The organism is Hyalangium minutum (assembly GCF_000737315.1).
Lineage (GTDB): Bacteria > Myxococcota > Myxococcia > Myxococcales > Myxococcaceae > Hyalangium > Hyalangium minutum.
On the sequence record NZ_JMCB01000015.1, the window covers coordinates 1 to 18,883 of the forward strand.

Here is an 18,883-nt window from a genome sequence, read left to right on the forward strand (position 1 = left end):
GGGGCGGGGCAGGGCGGGCGGGCTCCGCGACGGGAGCCGCAGGGCGCTCAGACGCGAAAGTTGGCGGGACCGGAGCGACCTCCTGGCGCTCCGGACTGGGACTTCGCGGCACCCTCGCCGCCGTGGAGACCCTGGGCCAGCCGGTCCACCTTGGCCAGGAGGTCCGGGATGCTGCTGGCCGGCGACAGCTGGATGGCCTTGAGCAGGGCCATCTCCAGCGCGAGCCGCGGCTGGGCGGCGCGAGACACGTCCCACACGCAGCCGTGGACGATGTCGAACAGGCGCGCCAGCTGGGCGGAGTCCGCCTCCTGGGCCAGCTCCTTGAGGGCCTTCTGCTCGGACTCGGCGAGCTCGGACGGGGCCTCGCCCACGGCCTTGGTGACGAAGAGGTGGCGCAGCTGCAGCGCCAGCTCCTCCGCGAGCCGCTTCAGGTCCAGGCCGCGGTTGAAGACCTCCTCCACGCGGGAGAGCACCTTCTTGGCGTCCTTGCGGACCAGGGCCTCGGCGAACTCCTGCACCATGGTGCGATCGATGGCGCCCATGGCCTCGGCCACGGCCTCGTCCGTGGGGTTGGGGCCGCACGAGGCGAGGATCTGATCCATCAAGCTGAGCGCGTCGCGCATGCCGCCTTCGGACTGGCGCACCACGAGCGACAGCGAGCGGTCGGAGATGCCAGCGCCCTCGGCGTCGGAGATCTGCTTGAGGCGCTGGAGCATGCGGGCCGCGGGGATGCGGCGGAAGTTGTGGCGCTGGCAGCGGCTGAGGATGGTGTCCGGGAGCTTGTGGGCCTCGGTGGTGGCGAAGATGAACTTCACGTGCCCGGGCGGCTCCTCCAGCGTCTTCAGGAGCGCGTTGAACGCCGCCCCCGAGAGCATGTGCACCTCGTCGATGATGTAGATCTTGTGCCGGTCTCTCTGCGGCAGGTACTTGGCGTTCTCGCGAATCTCGCGGACGTTCTCGACGCCGTTGTTCGAGGCACCGTCGATCTCGGCCACGTCCACGGAGGTGCCAGAGGCGATCTCGGTGCAGGCCTGGCAGGTGCCGCAGGGGGCGGCCGTGGGGCCCTGCTCACAGTTGAGCGCCTTGGCCAGCAGGCGGGCCGCCGTCGTCTTGCCCACCCCGCGAGGTCCACAGAACAGGTAGGCGTGCGCCACCCGGTCCATCTTGATGGCGTTCGCGATGGTCCGGACGATGTGCTCCTGTCCGGTCATGTCGTCGAAGGTCTGGGGGCGCCATTTCCGGGCGAGGACGAGGTAGCTCATGGGGGGTGCCATCTAAACACGCTGGCCCCCAGGATCCATGCGCAACTCCCTGAACTTCGATGGCCGTCCGACGGAAATCTTGAATTCCTCTATTACTGCAGGGGCCTGGTCTAGATCTTGATGCGCTTCATGTCGGGGTCGTACAGGGGACGCAGCGAGGCCGTGACCGGATAGCGCTTGCCCGCGATCTCCACGTCCCACTGCCCCGACTCAAGCCAGGCCGCGTCGATGGGCTCATGGGACTCGGCCATCACCAGGCCCACCGCGCCGCCGAGCGTGTGTCCATAGGAGCCCGCGCGCACATACCCCACCGGCTTGCCGTTCCTGCGGACCACCTCGGCGTGGAACAGCATCGGCTCCGGATCCTGAACCAGCACCTGGATCATGCGCTTCTTGAGCGGCCCAGCGGCCTTCTTGGCCAGGACCGCCTCCTTGCCGATGAAGCCGCCCGGCTTCTTGAGGTCGACCGCGAAGCCGAGCCCGGCCTCGAGCACCGAGTCGGTGTTATCGATGTCGTGGCCATAGTCGCGGTAGCCCTTTTCCATGCGCAAGGAGGCCAGCGCCTTCAGGCCCGCGTGCCGCAGGCCGAACTGCTTACCCGCCTCGACGACGCGCTCATAGGCATGCATCGCCTGCTCGGCCGGGATGTAGAGCTCGTAGCCAAGCTCGCCCAGGTAGGTGATGCGCACGCACAGCGCCCGGGCGAAGCCGATGTCGATCTCTCGCGCGCCGCGGAATGGGAAGGCTTCGTTCGACAGGTCGGCGGTCGTCACGGACTGCAGCAGCTCGCGTGAGCGGGGCCCCTGCACGTTGATTTGCGCCCATGCGGACGTCACATCGGTGACGAAGGCATGCGAGTCGTCCGGGAAGTGGCGCCGCATCCAGGTCTCGACGTGGCGATGGGCGGTGTCCGACGCCACGACCCAGTAACGCTCGTCATCGAGCTTGGTGACCGTGAGGTCGGCCTCGAGCGTTCCGCGCTCGTTGAGCCACTGGGTATAGGTGATGACCCCGGAAGGCCCGTCCACGTTGTTGGCTGAGATGTGGTTGAGCAGGCGCCCCGCGTCGCGTCCCTGCACGAGGAACTTGGCCATGAAGGACATGTCCATGAGGATCACGCCCTCGCGCGTGGCCTTGTGCTCGGCGGCCCAGCTCGGGAACCACTGCTGCCGGCCAAAGGAGAGCGGCCCGGGATCCGGCGTGGTGCCGGGCTCGCCGTACCAGTCGGGGCTCTCCCAGCCGCTCACGTCCCGGAAGTAGGCGCCCTGGGCGGCGAGGCGATCATGCACCGGCGAGCGCTTGGCGCCGCGAGCGGTCATCATCGAGCGCGTGGGGTAGTGGCACTGGTAGACCATGCCGAGCGACTCGACGGTGCGCGTGCGGCGGTACTCCGGGTTGGACTGATAGGTGTGCAGGCGATCGATGTGAATGCCGGTGACGTCAGCACCGGGATCGCCGGTCAGGATCCATTGAGCCAGTACCCGCCCGAGTCCGCCGCCGGTCAGGATGCCGATGGAGTTCAGCCCCGCAGCGACGAAGTAGTTCTTGAGCTCGGGGGCTTCGCCCACGATGGGCTTCAGGTCCGGGGTGAAGCTCTCCGGGCCGCAGAAGAACTTCTTCACGCCCGTGTTCAGGGAGACGGGCACGCGGGACATGGCCTTCTCCAGGTACGGGCCCATGCGATCCCAGTCGGGAGGAATCTCTCCGAACGAGAAGTCCTCGGGGATGCCGCCGATCTTCCAAGGGGCACAGACGGGCTCGAAGAGGCCGATCATCAGGCCGCCTACCTCTTCCCGGTAGTAGCCGTAGCAGCCCGGGTCCTCGATGACTGGCCAGTCCTTCGAGAGGCCGGGGATCGTCTCGGTGATGAGGTAATAGTGCTCGGCGGCCTGGAGCGGGATGTTCACGCCGGACTTCTCGCCGAGCTGCCGGGCCCAGGCGCCGGCGCAGTTGACGACGTACTCGGCCTGGATGTTGCCGTAGGCGGTCGTGACGCCGGTGACGACGCCGCGCTTCTTGAGCACGCCCGTGACGGGAACGCCCTCGATGATCTTGGCGCCCTGCATGCGCGCGCCCTTGGCCAGGGCCATCGTCGCGCCCACGGGGTCGGCGCGGCCGTCCTCCTTGACGTAGAACCCGGCGAGGATGTCGTCGGTGCGCGCGAGCGGGAACAGCTCCTTCACCACGCTGGGGCCGATCTCGTGGACGTCTATCCCGCAGTAGCGGTTGAAGGCCGAGACCCGGCGGTATTCCTCCAGGCGATCGGCGTCGGAGGCGAGTTCGATGAAGCCAATCGGCTTGAAGCCGGTGGAGAGGCCCGTCTCGGCCTCCAGGCGGCTGTAGAGATCGCGCGTGTACTTGCGCATCTCCGTCGAGGTCTCCGACGTGGAGCCGAAGGTGACCATGAGCCCTGCGGCGTGCCAGGTGGTCCCCGAGGTGAGGCGATCCCTCTCGAGGAGCACGACGTCCTTACAGCCCATGTGGGCCAGGTGGTAGGCGACGGAACAGCCGATGATCCCGCCGCCAATGATGACGACGCGGGCGCGTTCGGGCAGGGTGATGTCAGACATAGCGGAGGAGCATACCGCCGAACCGTCCGCGCGGTCGTGTTCAGGAAGGCCAGCAGGCGGACAAGCACCCCGTGACTTGCGCGGGGGCTTCGGGGCGGGGAGAGTCGCTCCGTCCGATGTCCGTTCCCGCTCCGCAGCCTCTCTCCACCCCGTCCCCTCCGCCGCCTGCCTTGCAGGCCATCGAAGAGGCTGCGCCCTCGGGCCAGCCGCTGTCTCGAGCAGCTTGGGTGCTGATGGCAGTCGTAGCGCTGGTTCCTGCGGTGACTGCCGTGGCGCAGCTGGGCCGCATCCACCCGGACGAGGTGTACCAGGTGCTCGAGCCCGCCTGGCACCGAGTCCATGGCTACGGCGTGCTCGCCTGGGAGTGGCGTGACGGGCTGCGCAATTGGGCGGTGCCGCTCGTCGTCTCGTGGTTGTTGCGGCTCGCGAACCTGCTGGGCCTCAGCCATCCCCAGGCATACCGGGCCCTCATCGCGCTACCGCAGGCGGCGCTGCACGGCTGGATGTTGCTCGCCACCTACCGCTTCGCAGCGCGTCGGGCCGGTGTAGCGGGAGGCTTGCTGGCCGCGCTCCTGGTGGGCCTGTACGGGCCGGTGCTCGTGTTCGCGGGCCGGACGATGAGCGAGTCCTTCTCTGCGGCGTTCCTCGTGGTGGGGCTGGAGGCGCTCGACCGGCAAGAGCGCCTGGAGCGCTCCGGGCTGCTCGGAGGGTTGGCGCTAGGGCTGTCGGTGGTGGCACGCTACGGCTCGGCGGTGTTCGTCGCTGCGGCGCTCGTGTGGCTGGTCCTCGCGAGGCGGTGGCGGATGCTGGCCTTCACCTGCTTGGGAGGCTTGGCGGTGGTGCTGGGCCTGGGCGCGCTCGACTGGGCCACCTGGGGCTCTCCCTTCCACTCCTTCTTCGCCTACCTGCGCTTCAACGTCCTCACGGATGGCGTGGTGCAGCAATTCGGCGCGAGCCCTGCTGGCTTCTACGTGCCGGTGCTCTTCTCCGCGCTGCCCGTGTGGTTCTGGCTGACGGTTCCGTCCGGCCTGGCCGAGGGGCTCCGCCGCCGAGCTGTGTCCCTGCCGCTGTTCTGCGCTGGGGTCTACCTGGCGGCGGTGAGCGCCACGCCGCACAAGGAGGAGCGCTTCCTCTACCCAGCGCTGGTTCTGCTGCTGCTCGGGGCGGCTCCGGCCGTGGGCGGCTGGCTCATGCACGCCTCCCGGGCCGTGAGGATCCGCTGGGGTGGGGTGACCCTGGCGCTGGCCTCCACCGTGGCCTCTGCGGCCCACTACCCGCCGGGAGATCTCCGGGCGGACCAGTTCCGCGCCATCGTCGCCTCCACGAGGGACGAGCGCGCCTCAGGCCTGCTCATCGTCAATGAGGGCCTGTGGGGCGCGGGGGGCTTCTTCTTCATTGGCAAGAACATCCCCTGGCTCACCTGCGACTGGCCTCAGGACTGGGCCTTCCAGCGGGCCATCCACGACCCGGCCTTCAACCGGGCCGTCTCCTTCGAGGGCCGGGCCCTCCCGGAGCTCCAGGCCGCCGGCTTCCGGGTGGTGGGACAGGTGGGACGAGAGACGATGCTCGCCCGCGACTGAGGCGGCAGGCAGGGGAGGGGGCTTCCGCCCGCTCGCAGCCCGCAAAAGCAAAGAGCCGACGCCCCTGAGGGACATCGGCTCTTCACCAAGAGAAACGGCCGGGACACACGCGAAGGTTCGCTACCGTTGCTTCCTTCCGGACCTGGCGGAGTTCACGGCCCCACGTTGTCCCGACCACAAATGTAACACCTACGGAGAGGGTGGGATTCGAACCCACGATACCCTTTCAGGTATGCACGCGTTCCAGGCGTGTGCCTTCAACCGCTCGGCCACCTCTCCAAGGACCTGCCAACAAGCGGAGAGCGTAGGATTCGAACCTACGGTACCGTTCCCGGTACGCCTGATTTCGAGTCAGGTGCCTTCGACCACTCGGCCAGCTCTCCAGTATTCACTTTTCACGCTTCTTGTCGCGCAACCGCTCGAAGAAGCCTTTGAGAAGCAGGCGGCTCTCGTCCGCCAGAATGCCACTTGTCACCTGGAGCCGATGGTTGTGCCGGGGCTCTTCGGCGAGGTTGTAGAGCGAACCGACCGCTCCTGCCTTCGGGTCCATCGTCCCGAACACCAGCCGGGTGACCCGCCCCTGCACCAACGCACCCGCGCACATGGCGCACGGCTCCAGCGTGACGTACAGGGTGACCCCGGTGAGCCGCCACGCCCCGAGCGCCTTGGCCGCCGCATCCAGCGCGAGCAGCTCGGCATGAGCCAGGGGGTTGCGATCCACCTCGCGGCGATTGAAGCCGGTGCCAATGACGTTGCCGCCATGCACCGCCACCGCTCCGACGGGGACCTCTCCGAGTGCCGCCGCTTCCCGCGCCAGCGCAAGCGCCTGCTGCATGAAAGCTTCGTCGTCACTCATGGAGAGAAGCTGCGTGGAGGGGTGCGCTCCCTGGAGGATTCGAACCTCCGGCCTTCGGATTCGTAGTCCGACGCTCTATCCAGCTGAGCTAAGGGAGCATTCCGTCCAACGCGGCTACAACGATAAGTGGCGGAGAGAGAGGGATTCGAACCCTCGATACCGTTTCCAGTATGCAGGTTTAGCAAACCTGTGCCTTCAGCCTCTCGGCCATCTCTCCAACGTTTCTCTGTCAAAGAACTGCGTAAGACAAGAACAAAGTTTCGGAGGAAGTAGGATTCGAACCTACGGAGAGCTTTCACCCTCTGCGGTTTTCAAGACCGCTGCCTTCAGCCGCTCGGCCATTCCTCCACAGCTTGCCGCGCGGCCCGCCACGCTGCGCGGGGCCGCCCTTCTACCTCATCCGCGTTTCATTGCAATGGGGATGTGGCCTCAGAGGGGTCGGATCTCCCGCATACCCCCCATGTAGGGCCACAACGCCTCCGGGATGGCCACGCTTCCGTCCTCCCGCTGGTAGTTCTCCAGGATGGCGATGCTCGTCCGCCCCACGGCCAGGCCGCTGCCGTTGAGGGTGTGGAGCAGCTGGGGCTTGTCCCCCTTCTGAGCGCGGAAGCGAATCTTGGCCCGCCGGGCCTGGAAGTCGCCGCAGTCCGAGCACGACGAAATCTCCCGGTAGCTGCCCTGGCCCGGCAGCCAGACCTCGATGTCGTAGGTCTTCCGCGAGGCAAAGCCCATGTCCCCGGTGCACAGCAGCATCACCCGGTAGTGCAGCCCCAGGCGGCGGAGGATGTCGCAGGCGTCGTCCGTCATGCCCTCCAGCTCCTGGAGGCTGGTGTCCGGGGTGGCGAACTTCACCAGCTCCACCTTGTGGAACTGGTGCTGGCGGATGAGGCCGCGGGTGTCCTTGCCGGCGGCGCCCGCCTCGGCGCGGAAGCAGGGGCTGAAGGCGCAGTACTTCAGCGGCAGCTGGGCGCCCTCGAGGATCTCGTCCGCGTGGTAGTTGGTGACGGGCACCTCCGCGGTGGGGATGAGGAAGCGCTCCGGGTCGCCGCTCGTCTTGAAGACGTCGTCCTCGAACTTGGGCAGCTGGCCGGTGCCCATCATCGTCTCGCGCAGCACCAGGTAGGGCGGCAGCAGCTCCGTGTAGCCCTTCTGCGTGTGCACATCGATCATGAAGGTGACGAGCGCCCGCTCCAGCCGCGCCAGCGCCGCCTTGTAGAAGGTGAAGCGGCTGCCCGACACCTTGGCCGCCCGCTCGAAGTCCAACATGCCGAGCTTCTCGCCGACCTCGAAGTGTTGCTTGGGCGTGAAGAGGAAATGGGGTTTCTCGCCCCAGATCTGGACCTGCTTGTTGTCGTGCTCGTTGGCGCCGACGGGGACCGACTCGTGGGGGATGTTGGGGATCAGCAGGAGGATCTTGTTGATCTCCTCCTCCACGGCCTTGAGGCGGGCTTCCTTCTCCTTGATCTCCTGGGAGACGGCGCGGAGATCGCCTCGCAGCGCCTCGAGGGCGGCGGGATCCTCCTTCGCCTTCTTCTTCATCTCGTCGTTGGCGGTGTTGCGCCGGGCCGACAGGCTCTCCATGGCGACGTAGAGCTCACGCCGCTCGGTGAAGAGGCTCTGGAAGGGGCCAAGGTCCAGGTTGCCGCTCCGGGTCTTCAGCCGGGCGACCACCGCATCGAAGTTCTGGGCAACGTGACGGAGATCCAGCATGGGGGCCTTGTAGCCACCCTGGACGGGCACGGCAAGCTGGACCTGACCCGCGACGCCCGGAAGCGGACGTCGCGGGGGGAGGGCGGCAACTACTCGAGGGCGGCGATCTCGTCCTCGATCTCGTTCTTGTCTTCCGCGGTGGGCTTCAGCTCCAAGTACTTGCGGAAGGCCGCAGCGGCGTCCTTCTTCTTGAACCGGTCCTTATAGGAGAAGCCCAGGTAGTAGTAGGCGTCCGGGTTCTTCGGCTCGGCGGCAATGGCCTTCTTGTACCAGTCGATGGCCTTGCCGTGCTGCTCCTTCTCCGACCAGCAGCGGCCGATCTTGTAGAAGACGTAGGTGAGCTCCGGGGCTTCCTTGAGGGCCTTCTCGTAGCGGCGGATGGCCTCGTCCCAGCGGCCCGCGCTGAAGATGGCATCGCCAATGCCGCCGAGCACGCGCTTGCGCTTGGGATCCACCACGAGCGCCTGCTCCAGGGACTTGATGGCGTCCTCGATCTTGCCCGTCTCCAGGTACACGTGGCCGAGCGCCTCGTAGGCGTCAGCGTTCTTCGGATCCAGCTCGAGCGTCTTCTTCCACTCCTCGATGGCTTCGGCGAAGCGCTCGTCCTTCTTGTAAATCTCGCCGAGCGCGTAGTGGTAGTCGGGCCGGCTGGGCGCCTTGTCCACCGCGAGCTTCATCTGCTCGATGGCGCCGGAGTACTCGGAGCGCTTCGTCTTCACGCGGGCCAGGTAGTAGAGGGCCTCGTGGTTGGAGGGCTCGCGGGTGAGCGCCAGGCTGAGGTTCTTCTCGGCGTTGGGGTAATCGGCCTTCTCGTAGAGCACCGCGCCCAGGGTGATGGGGATGGAGACGGAGCGGGGATCCTCCTCCTTGGCCTTCTCGAGCTCGGCCACGGCGTCGTCCAGCTTGCCCAGGCGCCAGAGCACCGTGCCGCGCTGCAGGCGGCCATCCTTGAGCAGGTACGGATCCAACTCCAGCGCCTTGGAGGAGTTCTGGTTGGCCTTCTCCAGCTCCCCGTTGAGCAGCGCCACGCGAGACAGGCCCAGGTAGGCCTCGGCGAGGCTGGGGTTGAGCTGGGCGGACTTCTCGAACTCCTGCTGGGCCACATCCAGCTTGTTCTCGGTGAGGGCCAGCTCGCCCATGCCCGCGCGCACGCCAGCGTCCTCGGGCGCCTTCTGGGCGGCCTGCTCCAGTTGGGCGCGCGCCTCCGCGTTGCGGCGCAGGCGCAGGTAGAAGCGGCCCAGGTAGAGGTTGGCCTCGAAGAGCTTCGGGTCCGCCTTCAGGGCGCGCTGGTAGTGGCCCTCGGCGTCGGTCGTCTGGTCACGCGCGTCGTCGATGCGAGCGAAGAGCAGGGCGATGCGCGCGTCGTTGGTGAAGCGCTCGTTGGCGGCCTTCACGGCCTTCACCGCGTCCGCCATCTTGCCCAGTGTCAGCAGCGAGCTGATGTAGCCCTCGGTGTACTCGATGGTGGACGGGTCCTCCTTGGCCAGCGCCTCGTAGAGCGGCAGGGCGCGGGCATAGTCCCGGTTGGCGCGCAGGGCGCGGGCCAACTGGGCCTTGATGAAGGAGGAACTCGGGTCCTTCTCCATCGCGTCCTTCAGCTCGGCCTCGGCCTCCTTGAACTTGAACTGCCCGGCGAGCGCCACGCCCTTGAGGCTCTTGGCGCGGGCGATCTCCGCCGGGCCCAGCGTCGCCAGGGCCTTCTCGTCTAGCGCCTTCTCCACGGCCTCCAGGCCCTTGGCCGGGTCACCCTTGACGAGCAGCAGCTCTACCGCGGCCAGCTCCACCGCGGAGATGACGTGGGCCGGGTCCGCCAGGAGCGCGGCCTCGTAGGCTTTGACAGCCTCCTCGGCGCGGCCCGCGTCCCGGTGCAGGTTGCCGAGCATGTGCTGGGCCTTGGCCGAGTTCTTGTCGATCTGGAGGATCTTGTTCAGCGTGGCGGTGGCTTCCTTGTCCTGGCGCTTGAGGGCCTGGGTCTCTGCCAGCAGGAAGGCCAGCTCCAGATCCTGCGCGTTGGCCTCGCGGCTGTAGGCGTCCTTCAAGGTCTCCAGCATCTCGTCCGCCTGACGGCGGGTGAGGGCGTAGCCCGCGAAGGCCTTGACGACCTCCACGTTCTTGATGCCGAGCAGTTCCAGGGCCTCACGGGACTCCTGGCAGCGGGAGAAGTCCTTCGTGTCCGCGGCGGCGTAGCGGCGCTGCAGGTAGTAGATGGCCTGGCACCAGGTGGCGCGCACCTCCGGGTACTCCTTGGTGGCCAGCACCCGGGCGGTGAGATCGCGCGCCTCCCTATAAGAGACGAAGGTGTCCTGCGTGAGCGCGGTGCGCGCCTTGGCCACCTCCGCGGCGGCGGGCGAGCCCTCCTTCACGGTGGGCGGGAAGAGCTTGCGGTGGCCGAAGACGCCGTACTTCGTGAAGCCGAAGCTGCCGCCGATCATGAGCACGAGCAGGGCCGCGCCCGAGCCGATGAGCATCGGCATGCGCTTGCGCCACTTCTCGTAGGCGCCGGAGCGGTCCACGACCGCGATGTTGGCCATGCGCCCTTCGTACAGCTGCGCCACCCGGTCGAGGTTGGCGGCGGGGCTGGCCGCGGGGGCCGCCTGCTCCGCCTTGGCGGGCTCGCCGCTGGGAGCCACCGCGGGCAGGCCCGTCTTCGAGGCGGGGCCCTCCATCAGCTTCTGGATGGCGGCGGCGAACGAGGCCACCGTGCCAATGGGCGTCCAGTTGTCCGAGTCGGTGGACACGTCCTCGTTGCCCAGGAGCTGTCCCTCCTCGAGCATCTTGACGATCACACCCTCCTCGAACGGGCCGAAGACCTTGCCCGAGCGGCGGCGGACGTGGAAGCGCTTCGCCTTGGCGCCGGCCTTGGCGGTGCTGTCCTTGGCCGCGTCGTCGATGAAGCTGAGCATCTCCAAGCCGTCCGTGGTGCCTGCGGCGGGCGGAGGCGGAAGGGGCGCGGAGAGGTCCACCTCGAGGTCATCCCCAGGCGCGGGGCCCGAGGGAGCCGTCGGGTCGAACTCGAGCGAGTCGGCCGCGGGGGGGCCGGCTGGAGGCAAGGGATCGCCGAAGCCGATGTCCCCGAAGTCCGTGCCGATGTTCACGGGCGCGGAGGCGGGCGCAGGTGCGGCCGCCGCGGCAGGCGCAGGAGGCGCGTTGAAGTCGAGGCCGAGATCCGGCTCGGGCGGTGGAGGCAGCGGATCCGACAGGTCCACCGCGAACGGATCCGGCTCGCTCGGGGCGGGCTCGGAAGGCGGTGGGAAGGCGAAGGCGTGCGGCGGCGCCATCTCCAGCGAGGGATCCTGCGCTTCGGGCAGGGTGAAGGCGGTGGAGGAGGGCGGCGCGGCGTCCATCTGAGGATCGCCGGGAGGGGGCAGGGCGAACAGATCCTGCTCCGCTCCTGAGGGCGGAGGGGGCAGGGCGAACGGATCCTGCTCCGCTCCTGAGGGCGGAGGGGGCAGGGCGAACGGATCCTCCTGCGGCGGCGCGCTCAGCTGGTAGTCGGACTGCGCGTCGGGACTGGCGGGCGGAGGCGGCAGGGCAAAGGGATCATTCGGATCCCCGGCGGGGCCATCCAACGCGAAGGCGTCCTGGGCCTGCGGAAGCGCGTAGTCCTGCTGGGGAGCGGCAGTGCCCGGCAGCGGGATGGCGGCGGCGTTCGGGTCGTAGCTGCCGAACGGGTCGGCCTGTCCCCCAGCGTCCGGAGCCTGGCCGAAGGGATCCGCAGACTGCTCGTTGGAGAAGTCGAAGTCCCGCGCGGTGCCGGGCACCTCCTGCGTGCTGTAGTCAGGCGCGGGCGGCTGCTGCGCCGGCGGAGGATCCCGGAACGCAGCCTGCGGCAGAGAGGACAGGGCGACAACGCGGGTGGACTCGTTCTCATCCCACGAGTAGTCGCTCCCACCGGACGGGGGGGCTCCGAACGGCTCGGCTGCGGGAGCGGCGGCACCCGGCAGGGGGATGGCGGCGGACTGAGGCGCAGCGGCACCCGGCAGGGGGATGGCGGCGGACTGAGGCGCAGCAGCACCCGGCAGCGGAATGGCGGCGGACTGAGGCGCGGCGGTCCCCGGCAGGGGGATGGCGGCGGACTGAGGCGCGGCGGCACCCGGCAGCGGAATGGCAGCGGACGAGGGCGTGGCAGCGGCGCCCGGCAGCGGGATGGCGACCGGAGTCGGCATGCCCTCCGAGGGCGGACGGATGGGGAAGGTGTTCTGGCACTTGGCGCACTTCAGCTTCGCGCCACCAGGCGGGATCCGCTTGTCATCGATGTTGTAGTTCGTCTGGCAAGTCGGGCACGAGACTTTCATGGTGTTCCTTCAGAGACCTGCTGGCGCAACCGCCCGCGGACGGGCTGGATCCTCTCGCCGCGAGCGCGCACGCTATCAGAGGCGTTTCCGGAGCGGAAAGAACGCGAACAGGCGGGCTCTCGCCACCCCTGGAGCCCAGGCAAGGGGGCAGGGGGCTGTCCGGCCGTGGCACTCCGAGTCCACGAGAGCCCCCCACCCCCATACCGGAGGTGGTAGACCCTGGTGAGCATGGAGCCCACCATCATCCTGGGAGCGGGGCTGGCGGGCCTGTCCGCCGCCCACTTTCTGCAGCGCCCCTGGCATCTGATCGAGAAGACGGACCGGGCCGGAGGCCTGATCAAGACCGAGGTCATCGACGGGTGCTACTTCGACCCGACCGGGCACTGGCTGCACCTCCGGGATCCCGAAATCCGGGAACGGGTGAATACCCTGTGGCTGCCTGGCCAGCTGGTGAGCATCCAGCGCAAGGCGGGCATCTTCTCGCGGGGCGTCTTCACCCGCTTCCCGTACCAGGTGAACACCCACGGGCTGCCGCCGGAGGTGGTGGCCGAGAACCTGATGGGCTTCGTGGAGGCTCTCTATGGAGAGAAGGGCCGCGAGCTGCGCGAGCGCGATCCCCGCAACTTCGAGGAGTTCATCCTCCGCTACATGGGCGAGGGCTTCGCGAAGAACTTCATGGTGCCCTACAACCAGAAGCTCTGGACGGTGCACCCCCGGGAGCTGTCGGCGGCGTGGGTGGGGCGCTTCGTGCCTCGGCCCACGCTCAAGGAAGTGGTGGATGGGGCGCTCGGCGTGGGCAGTGATGCGCTCGGCTACAACGCCTCGTTCCTCTACCCGCGCGAGGGCGGCATCGAGAGCCTGGCCCGCGCCATGCTCCGCCACCTCAAGGGCGGCGAGGTGAGCGTCCGCACCGAGCCCACCGCCATCGACTGGAAGGCTCGGAAGGTGGTGCTCTCGGATGGGCGGACGCTCGGCTATTCGGAGCTGCTCTCGACCGTGTCCCTGCCGCACCTGGTGGGGCTGCTGGCCCGAGGCGCCTCCGGGGTTCCGGACGAGGTCCGTGCCGCCGCGGGCCGCCTGCGCGCCACCACCGTTACTTATGTCTGCGTGGCGGCCCGAGGGAAGAACCGCCAGCCCTGGCACTGGATCTATCTGCCGGAGTTGGAGTTCAAGACGTACCGCATTGGCTCGCCGTCCGCCGTGTATGCGCCGCTGGCGCCTCCGGACACCTCCACCTTCTATGTGGAGTACAGCCACCACGGCGAGCTGTCCCCCGCCCAGTGCGAGCAGCACGCGGTGGCGGATCTGGTTCGCTCGCAGATGATCCACTCGGCGGACGAGGTGCTCTTCGCCCGGGCCCGGGAGATTCCCCACGCGTACGTCCTCTATGACGAGGCGTATGGCCCGGCGAAGGCGGAGATCCTCCGCTTCCTGGAGCACGCCCGCATCCTGACGGCGGGTCGCTACGGGCAGTGGGAGTACTCCTCCATGGAGGACGCCATCCTGGGCGGCCGGGCCAGTGCTCGCGTGCTCAACGCACGCTGAGTCCCGGGCGATGACTGTTGTCGACGGTCACCGGCGGGCGTGGTACGCCGTGGGCTCCTACCGTCGACGCGCGTCCGCTCTCGAATATGGCCGCCCCGTACCTCTCCATCGTCATCCCCGTCTACAACGAGGAGTCCATCATCGCCGAGGCTGCGGCCGAGTTGTGCCAGGGCTTGGACGCGCACGGGTGGGACTACGAGGTCATCTTCGCGGAGAACGGCTCGCGCGACGCCACGCCTCAGCTCCTCGAGCGGATGTGCGCCGAGAACCCGCGTCTGCACTGGTTCCACTCGGAGCGGCCCAACTACGGCGCGGCGCTCAAGGCCGGCATCCTCAAGGCCCGGGGCACCTATGTGGTGTGCGATGAGATCGACCTGTGCGATTTGACCTTCTACTCCGCCGCACTGCCCCGGCTGGAGCGGGGCGAGGCGGACATGGTCGTCGGCTCCAAGGCCGCCAAGGGCGCCAGTGACCAGCGGCCCATCATCCGGCGCGTGGCCACCCGGGTGCACAACAAGCTGCTGAAGGTGACGCTGGGCTTCCGGGGCACCGACACGCACGGCCTCAAGGCGTTCCGGCGCAAGGCGCTCATGCCCGTCATTGCCAAGTGCGTGGTGGACATGGATGTGTTCGCCAGCGAGTTCGTCATCCGCGCCTGGCGCGAGGGCCTGAAGGTGATGGAGATCCCCATCCAGCTCCACGAGAAGCGCCAGCCCTCGGTTCACCTCTTCAAGCGCGTCCCCAACGTGCTGAAGAACGTGGGCAAGCTCGTCTACGTCATCCGCATCCGAGGCACCTGAGAGGCGCGCCGTGGCTCTCCGGCTGGCGTGCATCTCCGTCGACCTGGATTCGCTGCACCACTACTGCCGCATCCACGGTCTGCCCGAGTCCGTGCTGGACGCGCGTGCCCGAGGGCTCGTGTACTCCACCGCCGTGCCGCGCTTCCGGGAGCTGCTCCGGTCCGTGGGTGCGCCCGGGACGTTCTTTGCCATCGGGGAAGATCTGGCAGACGCCCGGTCCGCCGAGGCGCTTCGGGACGCCCACCGCGCGGGCATCGAGGTGGGAAACCACAGCTACTCGCACGACTACGCGCTCACCCGGCGCGCTCCCGAGTCCATCCGCGAGGAACTGGTCCGGGGCGAGGAGGCCATCCTCGCCGCCACGGGCACCCGGCCCGTCGGCTTCCGCGCTCCCGGCTACACGCTCAATGCCGCCCTCTACGCAGCCACGGCCGAGCGTGGCTACCTCTATGGCTCGTCCACCTTCCCGGCCGCGCCGTACTACGCAGCCAAGGCCGCGGTGATGGGCGCGCTGGCGCTGGCGGGGCGTCCGTCGCGTTCGATATTGGACAGTCCCCGGGTGCTGCTGGCGCCTCGCACGCCGTACCGGCCGGACCCTTCGCAGCCCTACCGGCGGGGCACCGGGCCGGTGTTGGAGCTGCCCATGGCGGTAACGCCGGGCGTGCGCCTGCCCTTCATCGGCACCTTCGTGGCGACGCTGCCCCTGCCCGCCGTTCACGCCGCGTGGCACGCGTGCCGCCGTGACACACTCTTCAACTTCGAGCTCCACGCCGTGGACGTGCTCGATGCCAACGATGGGATTCCTCCGCAACTGGTCCGCCAGCAGCGCGACTTGCGCGTGTCCTCGACCCGGAAGATGGAGCGGCTCGCGGCCATCTTCCGCTGGCTGAAGGAGGACGCGGACCTGGTCACCCTCCGTGTGGCCGCCGAGCGGCTTGCTCCCACCGTCTGAGGCGACGGCTCAGCGCGGCGTCTCCGGCGCCCTGAGCACGTCCGCCACCGCTTCGAGCACACGGGAGTCATCGCGCATCCAGTGATGCAGGAGCACGAAGAAGGTGCGGTCGTGGGCGCCAGGCAGCCGCGCGCTGGTGGCCGGGACGACAATCATGTCCAGCGGCGTCCAGAAGGTATGAACCTCCACTTTGCCGAAAGGGTGGGGGTTCCGGTTGAGCGCCCGCAGGAGCGGGCTCCTCGGCCGCATCTGCTTCACCCCCAGCCCCGGGTGCACGTAGGCCATCATCGTCCCCGCCTGGGGCCCGGAGATGGAGACGAAGCGGCGCACCTCCTCCTTGCCGCCCTCCATCTGCAGCCAGAAGCGCGTCACCAGCGCCCCCATGCTGAACGCCACCACGTCGATTCGAGCAGCCCCCGTCTCCGCACGCAGGGCCTCGGCCGCCTGTCCTACCTGCTGGGCCATGTCCGGCACGCTCAGGCTTCCGTTATTGGGCTCCAGCGCGGCCACCCGCACCACGGGCCAGCCGGCCTGCTCCAGGTACTGCTTCATCGGCTCCAGGCCGAGTGGGGTGTCGTGGAGGCCGTGGACGAGCAGCACCGGCAGCGGGGACGACGCCTGGGACGTGTGGGTGGGAGCGCGCACCGAGGGCCCCGTCGCACACCCTCCGGCGAGCCACCCCAGCAGCAGCAGCACCTGGAAACGCATGCACGCATGATGCGCCCTCTCCACTGGGTGGTGTAAAGAGCCCCCATGTTCGAGGCGCTTGGCGACAAGGTCCGGCAGCGGCTCAAGGGCTGGACGGAGCAGATGGCGGGCCAGGAGCGCAAGGAGCAGCTCCAGGCACTCACGCGGACGGAGAACGAGTACGGGGTGGACCCCTTCGGGTTCAACCTCGACTTCAGCCTCGCGGCGGCGGCGCCTCTGCTCTGGCTCTACCGCAAGTACTTCCGCGTGGAGACCTACGGCATCGAGAAGGTTCCCCGTGGCCGCGTCCTCCTCATCTCCAACCACTCAGGCCAGCTCCCCCTGGATGGCGCGATGATCTGCGTGGCCATGATGATGGAGGCCTCGCCCCCCCGCGCCGTTCGCAGCATGGTGGAGAAGTGGGTGCCCACCCTGCCGTATATCTCCACGCTGTTCGCCCGCGTGGGGCAGATCGTCGGCACCCCGGAGAACTGCCGGCGCCTGCTGGAGTCCGACGAGGCCATCCTCGTCTTCCCCGAGGGCGCTCGCGGCATCTCCAAGCTGTGGCCCCAGCGCTACCAGCTCCAGGAGTTCGGTCTGGGCTTCATGCGCCTGGCCCTGGAGACGAACACGCCCATCGTCCCCGTGGCTGTCATCGGCGCCGAGGAGCAGGCCCCCGCGCTGCTGGACATCAAGCCCGTGGCCAAGCTGCTCGGGTTCCCCTCCTTCCCCGTCACGCCCACCGGGCTGCCCTTCCCGCTGCCCACCAAGTACCGCCTCTACTTCGGAGATCCGCTGTACTTCACCGGCCGCCCGGATGATGAGGACTCCGAGCTGGACAAGAAGGTGCGCACCGTGAAGACCGCCATCCAGGGGATGATTCACCAGGGACTCAAGGAACGCCGGGGCATCTTCTGGTGAGCGCGGCGCAACGTTCGAGGAGGGGGGCTCCATGAGACCGGCCGTCGTCGTCACAGGCATCAGCGGCAACCTGGGCCGCGCGCTCGCCAAGCAGCTCCACAAGACCGAGCGCATCATCGGCATCGACCGGCGCCCCTTCGTGGGCCGGCCGAAGGACGTCGAGATGTATCAGCTCGACCTCCGTAAGAAGAAGGCGGAGGACGTCTTCCGGAAGAACGAGGTCGGCGCCGTCATCCACATGGGCATCATGCACGACCCGCGCATGAGCGAGGAGGAGCACCACTCCTTCAATGTGGTGGGCACCACGCGCCTGCTCGAGTACTGCGCCAAGTACGGCGTGAAGAAGGTGGTCGTCCTCTCCTCGGCCAACGTCTACGGCCCCAGCCCGGACAACTCCAACTTCCTCACGGAAGACGCGCCGCTCATGGCCGCCAGCCGCTTCTCCGGCGTGAGAGATCTCATCGAAGTGGACATGCTCGCCCACGGCTTCTTCTGGCGGCACCCGGACATCAACACCGTCATCCTCCGCCCCGTCCACATCGTCGGGCCCACCATCAAGAACGCTCCCTCCAACTACTTTCGGCTGCGCCGCCCGTGGACGCTGGCGGGGTTCGACCCCATGGTGCAGCTCATCCACGTGGACGACGTGTCGCGCGCCATGATGGAGGCCCTCCGCCCCGAGCTGAAGGGCGTCTACAACGTCACCGGCCCCGGCGAGGTGCCGCTGTCCACCGTGCACCGCGAGCTGGGCCATACCGCCATCCCCGTGCCGCACCCCGTCGCCCGGCCGCTGCTCGGCCTGCTCTTCAAGTACCGGCTGGCCAGCTTTCCGCCCCCCGAGCTGGACCACATCCAGTTCCTCTGCAACGTGGACGGCTCTCGCTGGCTGAAGGAGGCCGGCTGGAAGCCCCGCTACTCCATGCGCGAGACCATCCGGTCCGTGCTCGGCGAGTAGAGGAGGGCCCTGACAGTCGTGTCAGGGCCTTTTGGCCGGGGAAGCCCGAGGGGCCTGACACCCGTGTCGTGTCTTGGGCCGCGCTGGCATGGCTCTGGGTGCCGGGTTTCCGCGCAAGGGCTTGATTTTACTCGGAACCTGCTGGAATCCAGGCCCTGGCACCGGCCTTGCTCTTAGGGAGGGCATGGATAGGGGGTTCCATAGGGGAACCTTCGACGCCCGTCGTCTCGGCCGGCCCCGAGTCGACGGGCGGTTTTTTTTCTACGGCAGCTCGCCCGCGAAGGGCCCGTCGAGCATCCGCTCCAGCTGCCACGTCTTCTCCTGCTGCACGTAGAGGTACTCCTCGGTGACCGTGGCGGTCTGCTCCGAGGGCGACGGCAGGCGCATCCACTGCAGCCGCGTCGTCACGAAGGCCCGCATCCCATCCGCCGTCAGCTGGGCGTCGAGCACCTCGAAGTCGGAGATCGTCAAATCCCGCTCGTCGTGAAGCTCCGCCCGGGCCCGCAGGAAAGCCTCGCGACGCTCTGGCACCAGGTGCCGGGCCGCTCCCCGGAAGTCCTTCCAGCGGATGCGCTTGTGGAAGTCCTCCACCACCGGACGCAACCCCTCCAGTCCGGTACTTTGAGGCGTGTGGGCGCAGGCCCCACCCAGCAGGGCCATCAGGAGCACAAGGACGAACGAGCGCATGCTGGTAGGCAACGGTAGCACCCGGAAAGGGCCCCACAAGTAGATCCAGTGCTATCGTCCGGG

General features: G+C 68.2%; 13 protein-coding genes, 5 tRNA genes and 1 other RNA gene. 6 read left to right on the forward strand and 13 right to left on the reverse strand.

The genetic code is table 11. The annotated features are described in order from the left end of the window. Window positions 1–47 precede the first annotated feature (47 nt). The gene (gene dnaX / locus DB31_RS32240) at window positions 48–1,262 is read right to left on the reverse strand and encodes a DNA polymerase III subunit gamma/tau (protein ID WP_044195340.1); all 1,215 of its coding nucleotides are present in this window, start codon (window positions 1,260–1,262) and stop codon (window positions 48–50) included. A 110-nt stretch (window positions 1,263–1,372) separates the two neighbouring features. Then, window positions 1,373–3,832 carry a GcvT family protein gene (locus DB31_RS32245; RefSeq protein WP_044194904.1) on the reverse strand — a complete coding sequence of 820 codons (2,460 nt, stop codon included), beginning with the start codon at window positions 3,830–3,832 and terminating at the stop codon, window positions 1,373–1,375. A gap of 116 nt (window positions 3,833–3,948) precedes the next feature. On the opposite strand from DB31_RS32245, the gene DB31_RS32250 reads away from it, so the two are divergent. Further along, on the forward strand, window positions 3,949–5,412 hold the full coding sequence (locus DB31_RS32250) for a glycosyltransferase family protein (protein ID WP_044194907.1): 1,464 nt from the start codon (window positions 3,949–3,951) through the stop codon (window positions 5,410–5,412). Between the two features lie 88 nt (window positions 5,413–5,500). Here the strand turns inward: DB31_RS32250 and ffs are convergent. From ffs to DB31_RS51345, 9 genes are all read right to left on the reverse strand, one after another. After that, window positions 5,501–5,593: signal recognition particle sRNA small type (gene ffs / locus DB31_RS46100), an RNA gene on the reverse strand. An 11-nt stretch (window positions 5,594–5,604) separates the two neighbouring features. Next, window positions 5,605–5,691 (reverse strand) — tRNA-Ser (locus tag DB31_RS32255). Between the two features lie 17 nt (window positions 5,692–5,708). Continuing rightward, window positions 5,709–5,795, reverse strand: a tRNA-Ser gene (locus DB31_RS32260). Between the two features lie 5 nt (window positions 5,796–5,800). Further along, window positions 5,801–6,268: a tRNA adenosine(34) deaminase TadA gene (gene tadA / locus DB31_RS32265; RefSeq protein ID WP_044195342.1), complete on the reverse strand. Its 468-nt coding sequence runs from the start codon at window positions 6,266–6,268 to the stop codon at window positions 5,801–5,803. A 24-nt stretch (window positions 6,269–6,292) separates the two neighbouring features. Next, a tRNA-Arg gene (locus tag DB31_RS32270) sits at window positions 6,293–6,366 on the reverse strand. A gap of 29 nt (window positions 6,367–6,395) precedes the next feature. Beyond that, window positions 6,396–6,485, reverse strand: a tRNA-Ser gene (locus tag DB31_RS32275). 44 nt (window positions 6,486–6,529) lie between these two features. Continuing rightward, a tRNA-Ser gene (locus tag DB31_RS32280) sits at window positions 6,530–6,616 on the reverse strand. An 81-nt stretch (window positions 6,617–6,697) separates the two neighbouring features. Then, window positions 6,698–7,978, reverse strand: a complete 1,281-nt coding sequence (serS, locus tag DB31_RS32285) for a serine--tRNA ligase (RefSeq protein ID WP_044195345.1) — start codon at window positions 7,976–7,978, stop codon at window positions 6,698–6,700. An 89-nt stretch (window positions 7,979–8,067) separates the two neighbouring features. Next, a complete protein-coding gene (locus DB31_RS51345) occupies window positions 8,068–12,273 on the reverse strand; it encodes a tetratricopeptide repeat protein (protein ID WP_044194909.1) in 4,206 nt (1,401 codons plus the stop codon). 228 nt (window positions 12,274–12,501) lie between these two features. Here DB31_RS51345 and DB31_RS32295 point away from each other — a divergent pair, with 228 nt between their 5' ends. The 3 genes from DB31_RS32295 to DB31_RS32305 all read left to right on the forward strand — a co-directional run bounded on the left by DB31_RS32295 (window position 12,502) and on the right by DB31_RS32305 (window position 15,570). Continuing rightward, entirely contained in the window at window positions 12,502–13,818 is a 1,317-nt protein-coding gene (locus tag DB31_RS32295) for a protoporphyrinogen/coproporphyrinogen oxidase (RefSeq protein ID WP_044195347.1), read from the forward strand. An 86-nt stretch (window positions 13,819–13,904) separates the two neighbouring features. After that, on the forward strand, window positions 13,905–14,618 hold the full coding sequence (locus DB31_RS32300; protein ID WP_044194912.1) for a glycosyltransferase family 2 protein: 714 nt from the start codon (window positions 13,905–13,907) through the stop codon (window positions 14,616–14,618). A 10-nt stretch (window positions 14,619–14,628) separates the two neighbouring features. Further along, window positions 14,629–15,570 (forward strand): polysaccharide deacetylase family protein, encoded by a 942-nt coding sequence (locus tag DB31_RS32305; RefSeq protein WP_044194915.1) that lies wholly within the window; start codon window positions 14,629–14,631, stop codon window positions 15,568–15,570. A gap of 9 nt (window positions 15,571–15,579) precedes the next feature. Here the strand turns inward: DB31_RS32305 and DB31_RS32310 are convergent, their stop codons facing one another. Continuing rightward, on the reverse strand, window positions 15,580–16,278 hold the full coding sequence (locus DB31_RS32310; RefSeq protein ID WP_083968952.1) for an esterase/lipase family protein: 699 nt from the start codon (window positions 16,276–16,278) through the stop codon (window positions 15,580–15,582). Window positions 16,279–16,323: 45 nt separating this feature from the next. Between DB31_RS32310 and DB31_RS32315 the strand changes: the two genes are divergently transcribed. Together DB31_RS32315 and DB31_RS32320 are read left to right on the forward strand one after the other, a co-directional pair. After that, window positions 16,324–17,178 (forward strand): lysophospholipid acyltransferase family protein, encoded by an 855-nt coding sequence (locus tag DB31_RS32315; RefSeq protein WP_044194918.1) that lies wholly within the window; start codon window positions 16,324–16,326, stop codon window positions 17,176–17,178. 31 nt (window positions 17,179–17,209) lie between these two features. Next, complete coding sequence (locus tag DB31_RS32320; protein WP_044194921.1) at window positions 17,210–18,133, forward strand: SDR family oxidoreductase; 924 nt, start codon at window positions 17,210–17,212, stop codon at window positions 18,131–18,133. A gap of 261 nt (window positions 18,134–18,394) precedes the next feature. Here DB31_RS32320 and DB31_RS50090 read toward each other — a convergent pair whose 3' ends face one another. Beyond that, window positions 18,395–18,820 (reverse strand): hypothetical protein, encoded by a 426-nt coding sequence (locus DB31_RS50090; RefSeq protein ID WP_044194925.1) that lies wholly within the window; start codon window positions 18,818–18,820, stop codon window positions 18,395–18,397. Window positions 18,821–18,883 lie beyond the last annotated feature (63 nt).